Source organism: Paraperlucidibaca sp., assembly GCF_982810325.1.
In genome coordinates, this window is record NZ_CEYEMI010000027.1 from 5,659 (window position 1) to 24,207 (window position 18,549).

The following is an 18,549-nucleotide window of genomic DNA, read 5'->3' on the forward strand; positions in this document are numbered from 1 at the left end:
AAAGCGATTGTGGTCGATGCTGAGCGTGTGCGCGCAGTGGTTGCCGAAGTTGCTGAGTCTTATGAGTCACCAGAAGAAGTCATCAGCTATTACATGGGCAATAAAGAGCAGCTGGCCCAAGTAGAAGCCATGGTTTTGGAAGATCAGGTAATCGATTGTGTGTTGGCAGAAGCGACAGTGACCGAAGCTGCTGCTAAGTACACCGATGTGGTGCGTCCACAAGGTAAGTAAGTTGTTGGCGGCAGCTTTGCCACACTCCGTGCAACCAAAATTGCACGTTAAGTGTGGCAAAGCTGCACAAAAACAGGGGCGCGCTGGCCTTGACCTCGCGCCACGCACGACCGACACTCCCGATGTATGTCTTTGACTGCTCGGGAGTGTTTGTTTGTGCTCCTGCCCTATAAACTCCGGCAGTTGTCCTCTTTATTTGATTGTTTAAGGCAGGCTATCCATGCGATTTGAACAACCCAGTGCTAATGATATTCGTAACATCGGTTTGATCCCGATGGTTGTTGAGCAGTCTGCTCGTGGTGAGCGCGCTTACGATATTTACTCGCGCCTATTACAAGAGCGTGTAATTTTTCTTGTTGGCCCCGTTGAAGACAATATGGCTAATTTGATCGTCGCCCAGATGTTGTTTTTGGAGTCAGTTAACCCCGATAAAGACATCAATCTCTACATCAATTCGCCAGGCGGCTCGGTCACGGCCGGCATGGCAATTTTCGACACGATGAACTTCATCAAACCTGATATTTCAACAATTTGTATCGGCCAAGCGGCATCCATGGGTGCGTTTTTGCTTTCCGCCGGTGCCAAAGGTAAGCGTTATGCGCTGCCTAATTCACGCGTAATGATTCACCAGCCTTTGGGCGGCTTCCAAGGTCAGGCATCAGATATTGCTATTCATGCGCAAGAAATTTTAAAGATCAAACAGCTGCTGAATGAGCTTTTGGCGCTGCATTCTGGCCAGCCGCTAGAGCGCATTGAGCGTGACACCGATCGTGATAACTTCATGACCGCTGGCGATGCTGTGTCTTATGGTTTGATTGACGAAGTGCTCACCAAACGCCCTTAATTTGCAGCCACTGAGAGAAGTAGCATGACCGAAGAAAAACGCGGCGGTGACAGCAAGTTGCTATTTTGCTCTTTCTGCGGAAAGAGCCAGCACGAAGTGCGCAAACTCATCGCTGGGCCGTCGGTATATGTCTGCGATGAATGCGTAGACCTGTGCAATGACATTATTCGCGAAGAAGTCCAAGATAAAAAAGATGAGCAGACTAGTGATCAACTGCCGACTCCGCGCGAGCTAAAAGCCACCCTCGATGACTATGTTATTGGTCAAGACCAAGCCAAACGTGTGTTGGCGGTAGCGGTTTATAACCACTATAAGCGTCTGCGCGCCGGCATGAAAAAAGTGCAAAACGGTCGCCAAAGCACGGAAGTTGAGCTGACTAAAAGTAATATTTTGCTGATCGGTCCTACCGGCTCAGGTAAAACACTGCTCGCGCAAACCTTGGCTCGCGTACTCAATGTGCCCTTTACTATGGCCGATGCCACAACATTGACCGAAGCTGGCTATGTTGGTGAGGATGTCGAAAACATCATCCAAAAACTGCTGCAAAGCTGCGACTACGATGTTGAAAAGGCGCAGACCGGCATCGTTTATATCGATGAGATCGATAAGATTTCACGTAAAAGTGATAATCCATCAATCACTCGCGATGTTAGCGGTGAAGGCGTGCAACAGGCTTTGCTGAAGCTGATCGAAGGCACGGTGGCGAGTGTGCCGCCGCAGGGTGGCCGTAAGCATCCGCAGCAAGAGTTTTTGCAGGTTGATACGTCTAACATCCTTTTCATTGTTGGTGGCGCGTTTGCCGGCCTCGATAAAGTTATTCAGCAGCGTTCCGAGCCAGGCGGCATTGGTTTTAATGCGCTGGTGAAAGGCCAATCGAAAACCCCAAGCATTGGCGAGTTGTTTAAGTCGGTATCACCAGAGGACTTAGTGAAATTTGGTTTGATTCCTGAGTTTGTCGGTCGCTTGCCTGTCATCGCCACGTTAGGCGAGCTTGATGAGTCGGCGCTGGTGCAAATTTTGACTGAACCGAAAAACGCACTCACTAAGCAGTACGCCAAACTGCTAGAGATGGAGGGAGCGCAATTAGAGTTCCGTCCTGAAGCACTGAAAGCGATTGCTGCCAAAGCCTTGGCACGTAAAACTGGCGCTCGTGGTCTGCGCTCGATTCTTGAGGGCATCTTGCTCGACACTATGTTTGAGTTGCCTTCGCTGGAAGGCGTGAGCAAAGTGCTCATCGATGAAAAAGTAGTGCAGGGTGAAACTGAGCCGCTATTGGTTTATGACAATATCGAGACAGCCCGTGTGATGCCCGAGTAATTCCGAGCAAATATGGTTAAAAAAGGGGCATTCGCCCCTTTTTTTTGCCATTTTTTCGTAATTCTGCAATGTCCACCTTGTAATTCACATCACTACACCCCCATAAAGTAAGCATTAGATTAGTGTCTGCTTGACTGCATTGGGAGCATTTCATGGCCGCAAAAAAACTGCATTTACCGTTGTTGCCGTTGCGCGACGTGGTGATTTATCCGCACATGGTAATTCCTTTGTTTGTTGGTCGTGAGCGCTCGATTGCCGCGCTTGATCAGGCTATGGCCACAGACAAACATATATTTTTAGTATCTCAGCGTGATGCTGGCGAAGACGATCCTGATCAGGATGGTCTGTATTCGATTGGCACGATAGCGAATATTTTACAGCTGCTTAAGCTGCCGGATGGCACGATCAAGGTGCTTGTTGAGGGCCAGCGTCGCGGTCAGCTGCTGTCATTATCTGAAAATGAAGTTGCGTATATCGCGCAGGTCGCGGAAGTACAGAAAGACGAGCTTACTAAACAAGACTCTGAAATCTTAGTCCGCACTTTGCTCAACCAGTTTGACCAATACGTAAAATTATCGAAAAAAGTCGCTAATGAAGTGCTGACCTCTGTGGCTGGCATCGATGATCCTAGTCGCTTAGCAGACACCATTGCTGCGCACTTGACGCTGCGCTTGGAAGAGAAGCAGGCCATCTTAGACATCCTGCCAGTGCAGCAGCGTGTTGAGCACCTGATGGCGCAGATGGAGTCGGAAATCGACATCCTCAAGGTTGAGAAGCGTATTCGTGGCCGCGTTAAGAAGCAGATGGAAAAAAGCCAGCGCGAGTATTATTTGAATGAGCAAATCAAAGCCATTCAAAAAGAGCTCGGTGACTTGGGCGAGAGTGAAGATGAGCTGAGCGAAGTAGAGCAGCGCATCATCAAGGCTGGCTTGCCTGCTGAAGCGCGCAAAAAAGTCGATGGTGAGTTGCGCAAATTGCGTCAAATGTCGCCGATGTCGGCTGAAGCCACGGTCGTGCGCAGCTATATCGATTGGATGCTTGGGGTGCCGTGGAAGAAGCGCAACCGAGTACGTATTGATCTCAAGGAAGCTCGTGATATTTTAGACGCTGATCACTTCGGACTTGAGGAAGTGAAAGATCGTATCCTTGAGTATCTTGCCGTGCAGTCGCGCGTTAAGCAGCTCAATGGCGCGGTGCTGTGCTTGGTTGGTCCGCCTGGCGTTGGTAAAACCTCATTAGGCCAATCGATCGCGAAAGCGACGAACCGCCAGTTCGTGCGCATGGCCTTGGGCGGCGTGCGTGATGAGGCCGAAATTCGTGGCCACCGCCGCACGTATATCGGCTCCATGCCGGGCAAGCTCATCCAGAAAATCTCGAAGGTTGGTGTTCGTAACCCACTGTTCTTGCTTGATGAAATTGACAAGATGGCCTCGGACATGCGCGGCGATCCATCATCAGCGCTGCTTGAAGTATTAGATCCAGAGCAGAACAAAGCTTTTAACGATCACTATCTCGAAGTCGACTATGACTTATCGGAAGTGATGTTTTTGTGCACGGCAAACTCGATGGATATCCCCGCGCCTTTACTAGATCGTATGGAAATTATTCGTCTGCCGGGCTACACCGAAGATGAAAAAGTCGCTATTGCTCGCCAATATTTAGTACCTAAGCAGCTCATAGCATCCGGCCTGAAAGACTCTGAGTTGGTCATTGAAGAGTCGGCATGTCGCGATATCGTGCGCTATTACACGCGTGAGGCGGGTGTGCGTGCGCTTGATCGTGAAATTGCCAAGCTTTGCCGCAAGGTCGTGAAGTCGCTGGTCATGGGCACGCACAGCGGCAAGCTCACGCTGGGAGCCGAGCAGCTCGAAGATTATCTCGGCGTACATAAATTCAATTACGGTAAAGCTGAGGCCGAGAATCAGGTCGGCCAAGTCACTGGCTTGGCATGGACTCAAGTTGGCGGCGAGCTGCTGACCATCGAGGCTATCGCCGTGCCTGGAAAAGGTGGCCAGCTGATGACAGGTTCTTTGGGTGATGTCATGCAGGAATCGATTCGTGCTGCGAGCACCGTAGTACGTTCACGTTCGCGTGTGCTTGGAATCAGCGCTGAGCTGTTTGAGAAGCGCGATATTCACATCCATATGCCTGAGGGCGCGACGCCAAAAGATGGTCCGAGCGCAGGCATTGGCATGTGTACCGCACTTGCCTCAGTACTCACTGGTATCCCTGTGCGTGCAGACGTAGCAATGACCGGCGAAATCACTTTGCGTGGTCAGGTATTGCCCATTGGTGGCTTGAAAGAGAAGTTGCTTGCGGCGCATCGTGGTGGTGTACGCACGGTCATTATTCCAGAGGAAAATGCCCGAGACTTGAAGGAAATCCCCGACAATGTGAAGGCTGCATTGGAGATCATAACGGTTAAATGGATCGATGAAGTTTTAGCGATTGCGCTAACTCAGCCGCCAATTCCTCTCACCGAAGAAGCTTATGCTGCTGGCTTGGCACAGGTCGAAAAACGTGAATTACCTGCGGCCAGTCGTCATTGATGGTCGCTAAACGCACTTTTTTCGGATTCTTATCGGCATTTCAGCGAGTTTCACTTGACCCTGCCGACAAGGGCGTTTAAAAATCGTTGCACTTGAGCAAGTCGCATTGTTTGCTCGCGTAAGCTAAAAACCACAACAAAGAATTTTCGTTATCGTTAAAGGGGACATCCTGTGAATAAGTCTGAACTAATCGACCGCATTGCCGAAGCTGCTAACTTGACCAAAGCAGACGCTGGCCGTGCCCTTGATGCCACCGTAGGCGCTGTGACTGCAGCGCTGAAATCTGGCGATGCCGTGACCTTGGTTGGCTTTGGTACATTCGCTGTTAAAGAGCGTGCTGCACGTACTGGCCGTAACCCACAGACCGGCAAAGAAATCCAAATTTCTGCGTCAAAAACACCATCATTCAAAGCTGGCAAAAGCTTGAAAGATGCAGTGAATAGCTGAGTTTTATAAGCTGTACTGTGTTACCCGAAAGCGCGCCCTAGTCGGCGCGCTTTTTTCTTGAAGCCCTCAGTGGCGTAGTAGAGGCATGACACTTCAATGGATGCGTTTCGTAATATGGTACGTGGCTGGCTTGGCCGGTTCTTCTTAGTACTGATCTCTATCCCCTTTGTTTTCTTTGGCGTTGAAACCTACTTTGGTGGCGGCGCTGAACCCAGTGTGGCGGAAGTCGCTGGTGAACCCATCACTCAGCGTTTACTCGATCGCGCTGTGGAAAATCAGCGCCAACAGCTTATGGCGCGCTTAGGCCCCGATGCAGTGCTGACTTCGCAGCAGCAAGCTGAGCTCCGCGCAAAAGTACTAGATAGCCTGGTGCAGCGTGAGCTACTACTGAAATCGGCCTCCGATGCTGGCTACCAAGTATCTGACGAGTCTGTGCAAGAGCTGATTCGTGCCACGCCAGCATTTCAAGATAATGGCCAGTTTTCGGGCGAGCGCTATATTCGCGTGTTGTCGCAAATTGGCGAAACGCCAGCGACATTCCCTACGCGCGCGCGTCAAGAAATTTTGGTTTCACAGCAAGTCTCATCATGGCTACAGAGTAGCTTTGTGACGAGCACTGAGCTTGATGCCATGACGCGCCTAGATAGCCAATCACGCAATGTGCGCTACGCTGAAATTCCAGCTAGTCGTTTTCTTGCAGAAGCTAGCGTGAGTGATGCTGAAATCAGCCAAGCTTATGCAAAGGCCTCGACGCGCTTTCATCAGCCTGAGCGTGTAGCAATTAACTACATCACCTTAGAGCGCTCTAAGTACTTGGCCGATGCCAAAGTCACGCCTGAGGCTGTTAAAGCTCGCTATGACCAGCGTGTGGCGGCTATGGGCGGTGCTGAGCAGCGCCAAGCCTCACATATTCTCATCACAGTTGATGATAAGACGAACGATGCCGAAGCTAAGAAGCAGATTGACGCCATTGCGGCTGAGTTAAAAACCGGTGCAGATTTCGCGACTATTGCGAAGGCTCAGTCGAAAGATCCTGGCTCTGCAGCGCAAGGTGGCGACCTAGGTTTTGCAGGCAAAGGCATGTTTGTTCCTGAGTTTGAGGAAGCCCTGTTTGCATTAAAAACTGCAGGTGAAGTATCGCCAGTGGTGAAAACGCCGTTTGGTTATCACATCATCAAGCTCACTGCAGTGCGTGCTGAAACGCCACCAAGCTTTGCATCGCTTGAACAAACGTTGACCGATGAAGTGCGCCAAGCCGAAGCAGATGATGCCTACATCAAAGCGGTTGAAAGCTTAGATGCTAAAGTTTATGAAGCGGCTGATCTTACAGAGCCTGCAAAAGTTGCCGGCTTAAGCATTGCCCACTCGCCTTTGTTTAATCGCCAAGGTGGTGAGGGTATATTGGCTGAGCGTAAAGTTGTTGAGGCTGCATTTAACGACGAGCAAACCAAAGAGCGTCGTAATTCAGTTGCTATCACGCTGAACGATGGCCGCACCGTATGGTTGCATGTATCGCAATATATTCCTGCGCGCAAACAGCCTTTGAATGAAGTCAAAGCTGTGCTCACAGAAGAGCTGCGTACAGAAAAAGCATTGGCGAAGGCAATGGAGCAGGCGCAAGCGTTGGTTAAGCGCAGTGCCAGTGAACCTGAGGCTGCATGGCTTGCGAGTGCTAATGTAAATCTGCAATCGGCCGGTGGCTTGACGCGCGTTGATCGCCAAGTGAAGCCTGAGTTGCTGAATGCAATTTTCCGTGCGCCGGTGCCGAATAAAGGTGCTTTGCAATGGGCTGCATATAAGCTTGGCGATAGCGTTGCCTTGGTGCAGGTGACTTCGGTGAGTGCGAAGCCAGCACTGGCAGGCCCTGAGCGTCAGGTAACGCAGGGTTTGCTAGCGCAAAACCAAGGCCAGCAAGAGCTGCAAGACACACTGGCGTTATTGCGTGAAGAAACCAAGGTGACGATTAAGCCTACTGCTTCTGCTCAATAATTCGAATGTGTTGCTGACATAAAAAAGCCCGCTGATGTGCGGGCTTTTTTATGACTTAGCTATTTAGATCGAGTCCATCGCCGGCATGGCTACCGTATTAAAGCCGCCATCAACATAAAGAATTTCACCCGAGATGCCCGAGGCTAGATCGGAGCATAGGAACGCTGCAGCATTACCCACTTCATCGATAGTGACATTACGGCGCAATGGTGTTGCCGCTTCGTTATAAGCCAGCATTTTACGGAAGTCTTTGATGCCACTTGCCGCTAGTGTGCGGATAGGGCCTGCCGAGATGCCATTCACGCGGATGCCATCTGGGCCCATGCTGGCGCTTAGGTAGCGCACATTGGCCTCGAGTGATGCCTTGGCTAGGCCCATGACGTTGTAGTTCGGCACCACGCGCTCAGAGCCTTGATAGGTCAGTGTCAGCAAGCTGCCGCCACGGCCTGTGAGCATGGGCTTGGCAGCTTGAGCCAGCGCGCCAAAGCTGTAGGAGCTGATGTCGTGAGCAATGCGGAAACCTTCGCGCGTGGTGACATCGACATAATTGCCTTCGAGCTCATGGCCGGGCGCATAGCCCACCGAGTGCACGACAACATCTAGACCATCCCAACTTTTGCCGAGCTCAGAGAAGACAGCACGAATTTCGTCGTCGGAGACGACATCGCAGGGGAAGGTGAGGCTGGAGCCGAAAAGCTCGGCAAAGCCTTCAACGCGGCCGCGCAATTTTTCGTTCTGATAGGTAAAGGCTAATTCGGCGCCTTCGCGATGCATAGCGGTGGCGATGCCGTATGCGATGGATAATTTGCTGGCGAGGCCAACGATGAGTACGCGCTTACCGCTCATCATGCCCATGGTTTCTCCTTAAAATATACTGATGAAAAAGTTATCCGAGTATAGGGCTAAAACTTCTCGGCGTGCATGACACCTTAGGCGGGTAAATCCGCTACCAAGGCCTGTGTATAAGGCTTTTGCGGCGCTTGAAATATTCGCTCACAATCGCCTTGCTCAATAATTCGACCGTCCCGCAGAACAATTAAGCGATGACAGAGTGCGCGCACGACTGCTAAGTCATGGCTGATAAACAGCATGGCGATGCCATGATCGGCTTGGATGCGCCGCAGCAGCTCGACCACTTCACCTTGGGTATGGCGGTCGAGTGCAGAAGTTGGCTCATCGAGAATCAATATTGCCGGCTTCAAAATTAACGCTCGAGCTAAGGCGATACGCTGACGTTGTCCACCAGAGAACTCATGAGGGTAGCGATGGCGCGTGTCGGGATCGAGGTTAACTTCGCGTAAAGCGGCAATGACCTCAATCTCGATGGCTTGCTTGGATGATTTTTGATGCGCTAGCAAGCCTTCGGCGACAATATCGGCGACAGTGAGCCGAGGGCTTAAGCTGCCGTAGGGATCTTGAAAGACCATTTGCACTTGCGCTCGTGCTGACCGTAGCTCACGGCCCTTCAGTGCTAGCCAATCACGCCCAAGCACGACCACACGGCCTTGCGCCGGCGTTAGGCGTAGTAAGGCGGCGGCAAGACTGGATTTGCCCGAGCCTGATTCACCAACAATGCCTAAAGATTCGCCTTGGCGTAGCGACAAGCCAATATTATCAACAGCCTGATGCCACGCGGTAATGCCGCCCCACCATGCTTGATGGCGCGGATAACGCACCGACAGCTGAGTCACGCTCAAGATAGCTTTTGCGCTATCTGGCAGCACAGGTTTGGGCGCTGGCGCAAACGGTTGCAGCAGCTTTTGAGTATAGGCCTGCGTCGGCGCGGCAAATAACTCGGCGCTAATGGCTGATTCCACTACGCGACCTGCTTGCATGACCATGACGCGGTCGGCGTAGCGGCGTACCTGCGGCAAGTTATGGCTGATAAACAAAATGCCTAAGCCGCGATTTTTCTGTAGCGACTTCAGCAGATCTAAAATCTGCGTTTGCAGCAAGGCATCGAGAGCCGTGGTTGGTTCATCGGCAATAAGTAGTTTCGGTGAATTTGCCAATGCCATGGCAATGACGACACGCTGGCGTTGACCACCTGATAGCTCATGTGGCCACGCGCTCAGACGGCGCTCAGGTTCGCCTATGCCGACTTCGCGCAGCAAGCTTAGCGCCTTTTGCCTCGCTAAATTGAGCGGCAAAGCTTGGTGCAAAGTAATCGCTTCAATGAGCTGCTGCCCAATGCGGTGTAGCGGATTCAGCGCACTGAGCGGCTCCTGATACACCATGCCGACACGGCTACCTCGAAGGCTGCGTAGCTCATCGGGCGTGGCCTGCGCGAGATTGATGCCAGTCACGCTGAGCTCACCTTGGCTATTTAAACTGGGCGATAGCAGGCCTAGGCAAGCCAGCGCTGTTAATGATTTTCCTGATCCTGACTCACCAACTAGCGCTAACCATTCGCCAGCATTTATGGTGAGACTTAGGTCATCGACCAAGACCTGTTGGCCGTGGCGAATGCTCAAATTATTGATGTTTAATAGGTTCATTTTCCCGCCTCAACATGGCGCGGATCGAAGGCATCACGCAAGCCCTCGCCAATAAACACCAGCAAGCTCAGCAGTACACTGAGGCTGAAAAAAGCAGTGAGGCCGAGCCAGGGTGCCTGCAAGTTATTTTTGCCTTGCGCGATCATCTCGCCCAATGATGCTGAACCCGGTGGCAGACCAAAGCCGAGAAAATCCAGCGAGGTCAGCAGACCGATGGCGCCGGTAAAAATAAAAGGTAGTAGGGTGAGTGTGGTCACCGCGGCGTTAGGTAGGACATGACGCCAAACTAAAACGCGTGAACTCACACCCATGGCACGAGCGGCACGCACATAGTCGAGTTGGCGTGTGCGGAGAAACTCAGCGCGCACAAGACCGCTTAAGTCAGTCCAGCTGAACAGGGTCAGTAGCGCCAACAGCCACCAGAAGTTTGGCGTTACTAAGCTTGATAAAATGATCAGCATAAACAGCACCGGCAAGCCCGACCAGATTTCGGTAAAGCGCTGGCCCAGCAAATCTACCCAGCCTCCGAAATAGCCCTGCAATGCTCCTGCAGCAACGCCCAACACAACAGTAGCCAGTGTGAGCAAGCTAGCGAAGGCAAGCGAGGTGCGTACGCCATAAATCAGCCGCGCCATGACATCACGGCCTTGATCATCGGTGCCTAACCAGTTGTCTGATGTTGGCGGTGAGGGTGTGGGCTCGACACGCTCGAAATGGATGGTGTCGGCATTGAAGCGAATCATCGGCCACAGCATCCAACCATCACGGCTGATGAGGTTTTCCACCGCTGGATCGCGATACACCGTGGGCGTGGCAAAGTCGCCGCCGTAATAGGTTTCGGGCTTGTCTTGCAGCATCGGCACGATGAGTTCGCCGCGATAGCTCACCAGTAGTGGCTTATCGTTGGCGATGAGTTCAGCGCCGAGGCTGAACACAAACACGCCGAGCAATAGCCACATCGACCACCAGGCGCGGCGGTTGCTTTTGAATTGCTTAAAGCGACGTCGGGTTAAGGGCGACCAGCTCATGCGCCCGCCTTAGAGAAGTCGATGCGCGGGTCTACCCAGCGATAGCAAAGGTCGCCTAAGAGCCGCAGCAGCATGCCCATCAGCGTGAATAAAAACAGGGTTCCGAAAATCACTGGATAGTCGCGATTAATCACTGACTCATAACTCAGTAGACCAAGGCCATCGAGATTAAATATGATTTCGATGAGGAAGGCACCGGTGAATAAAATGCCAAATAGTGTGGCGGGTAGGCCGGCGATAATGATGAGCATGGCATTGCGGAAAACATGGCCCCAGAGCACGCGGCGCTCACTGGCACCTTTGGCGCGAGCGGTCAGTACATAAGGTTTTTGCAGCTCTTCGAGGAAGCTATTGCGCGTGAACAGGGTGAGCGTTGCCAAGCCGCCGAGTGTTAGGCAAATGGTGGGCAGGACTAAGTGGTGAGCGTAGTCGAGAGCACGCGCGAACCAGCCGAGCTCGGCGGCGTTTTCAGACGATAAGCCTTGCATGGGGAACCACTGCCAGTAGCTGCCGCCGGCAAAGACGATAATCAGTAATAGTGCTAGCAGGAAGCCGGGAATGGCATAGGCAACAATGATGGCGCCGCTGCTCCAGACATCAAAGCGACTGCCGGGGCGATGCGCTTTGCGGATTCCCAGCGGTACGGCGATGAGGTAAATCAGCAGCGTGCTCCATAGGCCGAGCGAAAGTGATACGGGCAATTTCTCCAACACCAAATCGATGACTGGAATATCACGATAGAAACTGGAGCCTAAATCGAAGCGCGCGAACTGCGTCATCATGTCCCAAAAGCGTTCGCTTGCCGGTTTGTCGAAGCCATATTGCTTCTCGATTTCAGCCACTAGCTCAGCGCTTAGACCCTGACTACCGCGATAGCCAGGGCCAGATGCTGCACTGGCGGCAGATAAATCGCCGGCGCTGCCACTGAGTGTGGTTTGCCCACCGATGCCCTGTATTTGCGCCAATGAGCGCTCGACTGGCCCGCCGGGTGCGGCCTGAATAACGAGGAAGTTAATCAGCAAAATGCCAAATAGTGTCGGCAACATGAGTGCCAATCGGCGAATGATGTAACTGGCCATTAGCGTTCCTGTCCATGTGCGGTTGACGAGCCTTTCCACCACCAGCTATCGAGGCCTAAGCCATAACGTGGTGGGTTGTCGGGCAGGCCAAAAAGATCCCAGCGCGCAACGCGGAAATAGGGGATATGAAATTGTGGAATCAACAGCCATTGCGAGCGAAGTACACGGTCTAGCGCGTGCACCTCAGTGACTAAGTCTTCACGGCTTTTAGCACGTGTGATGCGAGCGATTAGGGCATCGACCACGGGCGATTTTAAGCCGACCAAGTTGCCGCTGCCGGGCGCATCGGCGCTGGCTGAGCCCCAGTAGCTCCAAAGCTCATTGCCCGGTGACAAAGAGGCAGGCACACCGGTGACGGTGAGGTCGAAGTCGAATTGGCGTAGGCGCTCAATGTACTGCGCAACATCTAAAATACGAATGCTCAAGTCCACGCCTAAGCGCGCGAGATTGCGTCGTAGCGGCTGCACGATGCGCTCAAACTCAGGTTGCACTAGCAGCATTTCTAGGCGCATGGGCTGACCATCTACATTGCGTAACGCGCCGTCTTTATAGACCCATCCAGCTTGTTTTAATAAGGCTTGAGCGCGTAATAAATTGGCGCGGTCGTAGCCATCGCCGGCACTTTTTGCAGGCACGATGGCTGGGCCAAAAACACTAGCAGGTAATTGCTTGCGCCATGGTTTAAGTAGCTTCAACTCAGCTTTGCTTGGCTCACCGCGAGCGGCTAATTCGGAATTCGAGTAAAAGCTGGTGGTGCGAGTGTAGGCACCATAAAACAAGGCGCGATTGGCCCATTCAAAATCGAACGCTAGGCTTAATGCTTCGCGAACTTTGAGATCGTTTAATGGCGCTCTGCGTGTATTAAACGCAAAGCCTTGCATCGGCGCGGGGTTTTGATGAGCTTGGCTTTGTAAAATGACGCGGCCATCTTGCACGGCAGGGAAGTTGTATTCCGTGGCCCAAGTTTTGGCTTTGTTCTCTTCGCGCACATCGTACTGATTGGCTTTAAAGCCCTCGAACGCCACGCTGCCATCACGGTAATAGTGATAACTGATGTGGTCGAAGTTGTAGAGCCCACGACTCACATTCAGATCGCGCGCCCAGTAGTTTGGGTTGCGCGCATAAGTGATGCGGCGGCCGGGATCGACATCGCTAATCACATAAGGACCGCTACCGATTGGGGTGTCTAGGCTGCTACGGTTAAATTCGCGCTTAGCCCAATAGTGCTTAGGCAAAATGCTGATTTCGCCGACGGTCATTGGCATTTCACGATTGGTTTTGCTTTTGAAACGAAAGCGCACGCTCAAAGGCGAGAGCGCTTTTACGGATGTGATATCGGCAAAGTAGGCTTTATAAGCCGGCGCGCCATCTTTTAATAATGTCTCGAAAGTGAACACCACATCTTCGGCACGAACAGGATGGCCATCGCTAAATTTCGCCTCTGGGCGTAGCTCGTAAGTCACCCATGAAGCATCGTCGGTGTCGCGAATAATGCGTTTAGCGAGTAGGCCGTAGCGTGTACCAAACTCGTCATCTGAGCCGGTGGTTAGCGAATCGTAAATGCGGTTAAGGCCATCGGCGGGGATGCCTTTATTGATATAGCCATTGAGGCTGTCGAAAGTGCCGAGTGCGTTGAGGCGCAAACGACCACCTTTATTGGCGTTTGGGTTGACGTAGGTAAAGTGATCAAAGCCTTCTGCTAGAGCTGGGCTGCCTCTTAGTGTAATGGCGTGGCTGCTAATCACCGCCGCTTGAGCGGTGAGGCTGAGCATTAGGCAGGCGAAAGCAAGACTGTATCGAGTTAAAAAACTGTCACACTGCCGCATAAGTTATAGCCCGCGATTTCCTGCTTGGATGACCTGAGTGGCGGCATTGTTTCGTGGTAGTGAAACTGGCTCGCGTGAGGCCGTTGATGTGCTCGAGTTAAACACATGCGCTTGATAAGCCGCAGCCGCAGGCGTGGGGATGCTGAGCTCACGACCAATATCTAAAATGGTGCTGAGCTCTTCGTCATTGGCTGCGGCTAGCTGAGTCGCCGACAACTGATTTCGGCGCGCGATGCTGAACCACGAGTCGCCACGTCGCACTTGGTAAGTGCGGCTATTAGCATCGATATAGTTAGCTCGAATAATCTCGGTGCTCACACTAGCCACGACAGCCTCGGGGCGACCTGAGGCATTGACCACACGTACATCCGAGGCAACAGATTGCTGAACTAACAAATGCTCGCTGGCAATATCTAAGTAGTTAGGCACATGCAAAAGGTAGGGGCCATCGGGAGCTAATTGATCGCGACGTAGCGCGGCATTGAGTATGCGAAGCTCGTCGAGTGGCACGCCAGAAAGTGTTGAGACTGTATCAAGGTCTAAGCTGCCTTTGGCGGCGACTGTGCGAAAATATGGGCGGTTTGGTATGGCGGGAATGCTCACGCCTGCAGAAATTGGGTCTTTAAACATCGACACCACTGCGAGAAAGCGCGGCACATAATCCATAGCTTCTGCAGATAGTTTTAGTGACCAATAGTCATCGCCAAGGCCGCGTGCGTTATTTGCTTGAAGCGCGCGTGAAACCGTTCCTGGCCCAGCATTGTAAGAGGCGAGCACAAGCTCCCAATCACCGAACATGCCGTAGAGCTTGGCCAAATAGTCATAGGCGGCGCGAGTGGATTCAAGCGGGTCACGACGTGCATCAACCCAGTTAGTTTGGCGTAAACCATATAGACGACCGGTGTCTGGGATGAACTGCCAAAGGCCGGCTGCATTGGATTTTGATGTTGCCGCGGGGTCGTATGCGCTTTCGATTATGGGCAACAGCGCTAACTCTGTGGGCAGGCCGCGACGCTCGGCTTCGGCAACGGCAACAAATAAGAAGCGTGAGGCTTTTGCCATTAACTCGTCGATGTATTTTTGCTGGCCGCTATAGCGCGAAAACTGGGCATCGATGCGTGAGTTATAGCGCGTGGGCATGCTAAAGCCACGACGCAAGCGCTGAACTAAATCTTGGTTAGTAGCAACGCTGGCTTTAGCCGGTGTGCTACGCGTTAAAATAATGGTTGGAGCGCTTAGCGCAGGATCATTGTCGACTTTAATGCTACTAGCAGGCTTGCTGATGACTGTAGCCGCAGTAGGTACTTTAGCGATAACTGATACTGATGCTGCGGCTTGCACTGGAGTTGTTGCTGGGGCTGATGCAATTTCAGTTACTACAGCCGAAGCTAAAGTGCTCGCAGGAGCAGGTGCAGGTGTAACAACTACGCGAGCCGCTGCCGGTTGCACGTCATTTTTCGCGATTGGTTTCATAGGCTGTGGTGGTACCACGATGCGCTGCTTTTGAATAATCGGGTAACTACGTTTAGCAACGGGTGCACTGGCACAGGCCGATAAAAACAAAGCCGCTAGTAGCGCTAAAAGAACGCGCGGCTGTCGTGAGTTTCGGAGATTGTCTACAGAAATAAGCATGGGCATTCTCGTTATTTTCCAGCCAGTGTACTAAAAAACGTCTTTCCAAGCGCGTAGTGTTGCCAAGGTTTGTTCGCCAGGCTGTAAGGGCTTTCCGGCATATGCGCTTGCCGCCGCGACCACGGTGCTTTCATGACTGCGTAAAAATGGATTAATCGCCAGTTCAAGCGCCAAATGAGTAGGGAGGCTCGGTTGATTTTTTGCGCGCCATGCTGCCACTTTATGCGCGTAGTGCTTGAGTTCATTATTGTCGGGCTCAATGGCTTCAGCAAAACGAATATTGGCGGCGGTGTATTCATGCGTAGGAAAAATCACGGTAACGGCTGGTAATGCGCTGAGCGTACTCATAACGCGAGCCAAGTCAGTCGGTGTACCTTCAAACAGTCTTCCGCAACCCGCGCTAAATAGGCTGTCGCCACAAAACAGCAGGTCGTGACCTTTTAAATAGTAGGCAATATGCCCCAGCGTATGCGCGGCAACATCAAGCACCTGTACTGACCCCATGCCATCGAGCGTTAATACGTCGTCTACTTTTATATAGTTGCTGATGCCTTCGCGTACCTCAGAAGGGCCATAAACAGGCATAGCAAAAGCTTCTACTAAGGCTGCAATGCCCGCGGTGTGATCGAGGTGATGATGAGTGATAAGCACGCCAGCTAAGGGTTTGCCGCGCTTAGCCTGATACGCGAGCACAACTTGGGCATCGCCAGGATCGACCACCCAATCGCCCTGAGATGTCTCGATATGCCAGATATAATTATCAAGAAAGCAGGGCAGTGGTGTCACGATAGGTGTTTGAGGTGATGACATGATGGTGGCTTAAGTTCAATAATCGTGGCCATGAAACTACACCAAAGCCTTTCCGCGCGCACCTCACGCCAGTCTGTGTCTGAACGCGAACGCCAGGCATGGCGCTTGGCGGCAGTTAAATGTCATGGTGTGTCGGCATTACTGGTCGATTTGCCTGTGCATTTAGCCACTATGCCCTGCACGCGACCGCTCAATAAGCATCTGGTTAGCACCGCACATTCTGCGACTAAGCAGAGCGCCGTATCGGCGATTATTGATCCCTATGCTTGGCCTTTTGCACCACAAACTTTCGATGCGGTTTGGCTGTCGTGGGCGCCATTAACGGCACGATGCCAGCCTCGTGTTTTGACTGAAATTGATAGTTGTCTAGCCGATGATGGCCGTGTCTTGGTGTATGTTGACCAAGCTCATTTGGCGCAATGGTGTTGGTCTGGGATGGCACAGGCACAGGCTTTGGGTTGGCAGTTGCAGCAACAGCATTGGGGTGATGCACGACGCTTCAGTCTAATGCCTGCCCTGATCGCTCAGCAGTGGGCCGCACCGTGGCAGCGTTATTTTCCAATGGCACAATGGTGCGTGCAATTGTGGCAAAAAAACACCTGCCGCCTTACGCCAATAAGCGACAATAGCGCGATTAATCGTGGCGCATGGTCAAATGCTTGGCCAGTGCAGCAGCGTCAGAGAAACAATAGGAATTTGCATGAATGAGGTGGTGATTTATACCGACGGCGCCTGTCGCGGTAACCCAGGTCCAGGCGGTTGGGGCGCGTTATTACGCAGTGGTTCACACGAGAAAGCCTTATCTGGTTTTGAGGCCGCAACCACTAATAATCGTATGGAGCTGACGGCGGCCTTAATGGCCTTGCGGGCACTCAAGCAGCCATCGCGCGTAGTGCTGTGGACAGACTCCGAGTATTTACGCAAAGGCATGACCGAATGGCTTTCGGCTTGGCGCGCGCGTGGCTGGAAAACGGCCGCCAAACAGCCAGTGAAAAATGCCGATATTTGGCAGGCTTTAGTTGTGGCATCAGAACCGCACGAGGTCGACTGGCGCTGGGTCAAAGGCCATGCTGGCGACCCCGGTAACGAAGCAGTGGATAAACTCGCCACCGAAGCGATAGATATAGGACTGGCAAAATGACACGGCAAATCATTTTAGACACGGAAACCACGGGCTTAGATCCGGCGCGCGGGCATCGATTAATTGAAATTGGTTGTTTGGAGGTGGTGAACCGCCGACTGACATCAAAGAGCTTTCATTATTATGTGCAGCCTGATCGTGAGATTGATCCTGACGCTCAGCGCGTGCATGGCATTAGCGCTGAGTTTCTTGCCGATAAGCCGCGCTTTAATGAAATCGCCATGGCATTTTTGGACTTCGTCGAAGGTGCTGAGCTAGTCATTCATAACGCACCATTCGACATCGGCTTCTTAAATAATGAGTTAGCCTTGCTCGATTTGCCGCCTGTAACTGACATCTGCACGGTGCTCGACACACTGCCGATGGCGCGAGCAAAACATCCCGGCCAGAAAAATAATCTTAACGCGCTGGCGCGGCGTTACGGTGTCGATAACCGCGAGCGCACCTTACACGGAGCTTTGCTCGACGCTGAAATTTTAGCCGATGTTTATTTGGCAATGACCGGTGGCCAAGTTGGACTACAGCTGGGGCAGGATGACGATAGCGATGGCCAAGATAGCGAAAAAGGCGAGCGTATTAAGCGCTTAGCGGCTGATCGTAGTCCGCTGCCGATCATTGCGGCAAATGCCGATGAGCTAGCCGCTCATGCCGAGCAATTGGCAGTCTTAGACAAAAATACAGAAGACGGGCAGTGCCTGTTTCATCGCTATGACTGAGGCGTTTAGTGTCGCCACGCAATGGCATGGCGCCATTCCTCGTGAAGCATTTGCCATCATTATGCAGGGCACTCGTGTACTCCTGCGCGAAAGCTCCCTCGCGCAAGAGGTCGGCGATTCATTAGCTGATCGGCTACCAAAATATAGCGACATGCTATGGCATATTGATGCTGAGGCTGAATGGCATTTCATGGGCCAGTTCTCTGGCGTGTGGGGCGATACGCCGGTCATGGCATGGTCGCTGTCTATCGCGCCCGATGGTTTTATTTGGATTGATGTGCGCAGTTTATTGGCATCACTGACTCCTGCCAGTTATGACCTGCTAGGGCGCAGCATGCAGGTGCTGGAATGGGCTGACAAACACCGTTTTTGTGGTCGTTGTGGCGGGCCGATGCATGCTCACTCACGAGGTGAGCGTGCTAGAGTTTGCGCACCTTGCGGC

Annotated in this window: 16 protein-coding genes and 1 pseudogene; 10 read left to right on the forward strand and 7 right to left on the reverse strand. The window is 52.4% G+C overall.

Translation table 11 applies throughout. The annotated features are described in order from the left end of the window. The 6 genes and pseudogenes from AC3DKE_RS08965 to AC3DKE_RS08990 all read left to right on the forward strand — a co-directional run. Positions 1-231 (forward strand): annotated as a pseudogene (locus AC3DKE_RS08965) (trigger factor); the annotation flags it as partial. Positions 232-451: 220 nt separating this feature from the next. Next, the gene (clpP, locus tag AC3DKE_RS08970) at positions 452-1,075 is read left to right on the forward strand and encodes an ATP-dependent Clp endopeptidase proteolytic subunit ClpP (protein ID WP_340674809.1); all 624 of its coding nucleotides are present in this window, start codon (positions 452-454) and stop codon (positions 1,073-1,075) included. Between the two features lie 24 nt (positions 1,076-1,099). After that, on the forward strand, positions 1,100-2,392 hold the full coding sequence (gene clpX, locus AC3DKE_RS08975; RefSeq protein WP_340674808.1) for an ATP-dependent Clp protease ATP-binding subunit ClpX: 1,293 nt from the start codon (positions 1,100-1,102) through the stop codon (positions 2,390-2,392). A 152-nt stretch (positions 2,393-2,544) separates the two neighbouring features. After that, positions 2,545-4,941, forward strand: coding sequence for an endopeptidase La (gene lon / locus AC3DKE_RS08980; protein ID WP_411730093.1), 2,397 nt, complete (start codon positions 2,545-2,547; stop codon positions 4,939-4,941). Positions 4,942-5,112: 171 nt separating this feature from the next. Further along, a complete protein-coding gene (locus AC3DKE_RS08985) occupies positions 5,113-5,388 on the forward strand; it encodes an HU family DNA-binding protein (protein ID WP_340674806.1) in 276 nt (91 codons plus the stop codon). A gap of 96 nt (positions 5,389-5,484) precedes the next feature. Further along, complete coding sequence (locus AC3DKE_RS08990) at positions 5,485-7,377, forward strand: SurA N-terminal domain-containing protein (RefSeq protein ID WP_487990487.1); 1,893 nt, start codon at positions 5,485-5,487, stop codon at positions 7,375-7,377. A 63-nt stretch (positions 7,378-7,440) separates the two neighbouring features. Here the strand turns inward: AC3DKE_RS08990 and AC3DKE_RS08995 are convergent, their stop codons facing one another. The 7 genes from AC3DKE_RS08995 to gloB form a co-directional block, all read right to left on the reverse strand. After that, positions 7,441-8,232 carry an enoyl-ACP reductase FabI gene (locus AC3DKE_RS08995; RefSeq protein WP_340674804.1) on the reverse strand — a complete coding sequence of 264 codons (792 nt, stop codon included), beginning with the start codon at positions 8,230-8,232 and terminating at the stop codon, positions 7,441-7,443. A gap of 74 nt (positions 8,233-8,306) precedes the next feature. After that, a complete protein-coding gene (locus AC3DKE_RS09000) occupies positions 8,307-9,875 on the reverse strand; it encodes an ABC transporter ATP-binding protein (protein WP_487990488.1) in 1,569 nt (522 codons plus the stop codon). Beyond that, positions 9,872-10,903: an ABC transporter permease gene (locus tag AC3DKE_RS09005; protein WP_379069607.1), complete on the reverse strand. Its 1,032-nt coding sequence runs from the start codon at positions 10,901-10,903 to the stop codon at positions 9,872-9,874. Before AC3DKE_RS09005 ends, AC3DKE_RS09000 begins: the two co-directional genes overlap by 4 nt. Beyond that, positions 10,900-11,982 carry a microcin C ABC transporter permease YejB gene (locus AC3DKE_RS09010; protein ID WP_379069604.1) on the reverse strand — a complete coding sequence of 361 codons (1,083 nt, stop codon included), beginning with the start codon at positions 11,980-11,982 and terminating at the stop codon, positions 10,900-10,902. Before AC3DKE_RS09010 ends, AC3DKE_RS09005 begins: the two co-directional genes overlap by 4 nt. After that, positions 11,982-13,754 carry an extracellular solute-binding protein gene (locus AC3DKE_RS09015; protein WP_411730096.1) on the reverse strand — a complete coding sequence of 591 codons (1,773 nt, stop codon included), beginning with the start codon at positions 13,752-13,754 and terminating at the stop codon, positions 11,982-11,984. The genes AC3DKE_RS09010 and AC3DKE_RS09015 overlap by 1 nt, the downstream gene beginning before the upstream one ends. 57 nt (positions 13,755-13,811) lie before the next feature. Next, entirely contained in the window at positions 13,812-15,440 is a 1,629-nt protein-coding gene (locus AC3DKE_RS09020; RefSeq protein ID WP_487990489.1) for a transglycosylase SLT domain-containing protein, read from the reverse strand. 30 nt (positions 15,441-15,470) lie between these two features. Continuing rightward, positions 15,471-16,250, reverse strand: coding sequence for a hydroxyacylglutathione hydrolase (gene gloB / locus AC3DKE_RS09025; RefSeq protein ID WP_487990490.1), 780 nt, complete (start codon positions 16,248-16,250; stop codon positions 15,471-15,473). Between the two features lie 30 nt (positions 16,251-16,280). Between gloB and AC3DKE_RS09030 the strand changes: the two genes are divergently transcribed. The 4 genes from AC3DKE_RS09030 to AC3DKE_RS09045 all read left to right on the forward strand — a co-directional run. Further along, positions 16,281-16,958, forward strand: coding sequence for a class I SAM-dependent methyltransferase (locus AC3DKE_RS09030; RefSeq protein ID WP_340674797.1), 678 nt, complete (start codon positions 16,281-16,283; stop codon positions 16,956-16,958). Next, entirely contained in the window at positions 16,951-17,391 is a 441-nt protein-coding gene (rnhA, locus tag AC3DKE_RS09035) for a ribonuclease HI (RefSeq protein WP_340674796.1), read from the forward strand. Before AC3DKE_RS09030 ends, rnhA begins: the two co-directional genes overlap by 8 nt. Then, positions 17,388-18,107 (forward strand): DNA polymerase III subunit epsilon, encoded by a 720-nt coding sequence (gene dnaQ, locus AC3DKE_RS09040; protein ID WP_340674795.1) that lies wholly within the window; start codon positions 17,388-17,390, stop codon positions 18,105-18,107. The genes rnhA and dnaQ overlap by 4 nt, the downstream gene beginning before the upstream one ends. Further along, on the forward strand, positions 18,100-18,549 hold a 450-nt coding region (locus AC3DKE_RS09045; protein ID WP_487990491.1), incomplete at its 3' end, for an NADH pyrophosphatase zinc ribbon domain-containing protein. The genes dnaQ and AC3DKE_RS09045, both read left to right, overlap by 8 nt.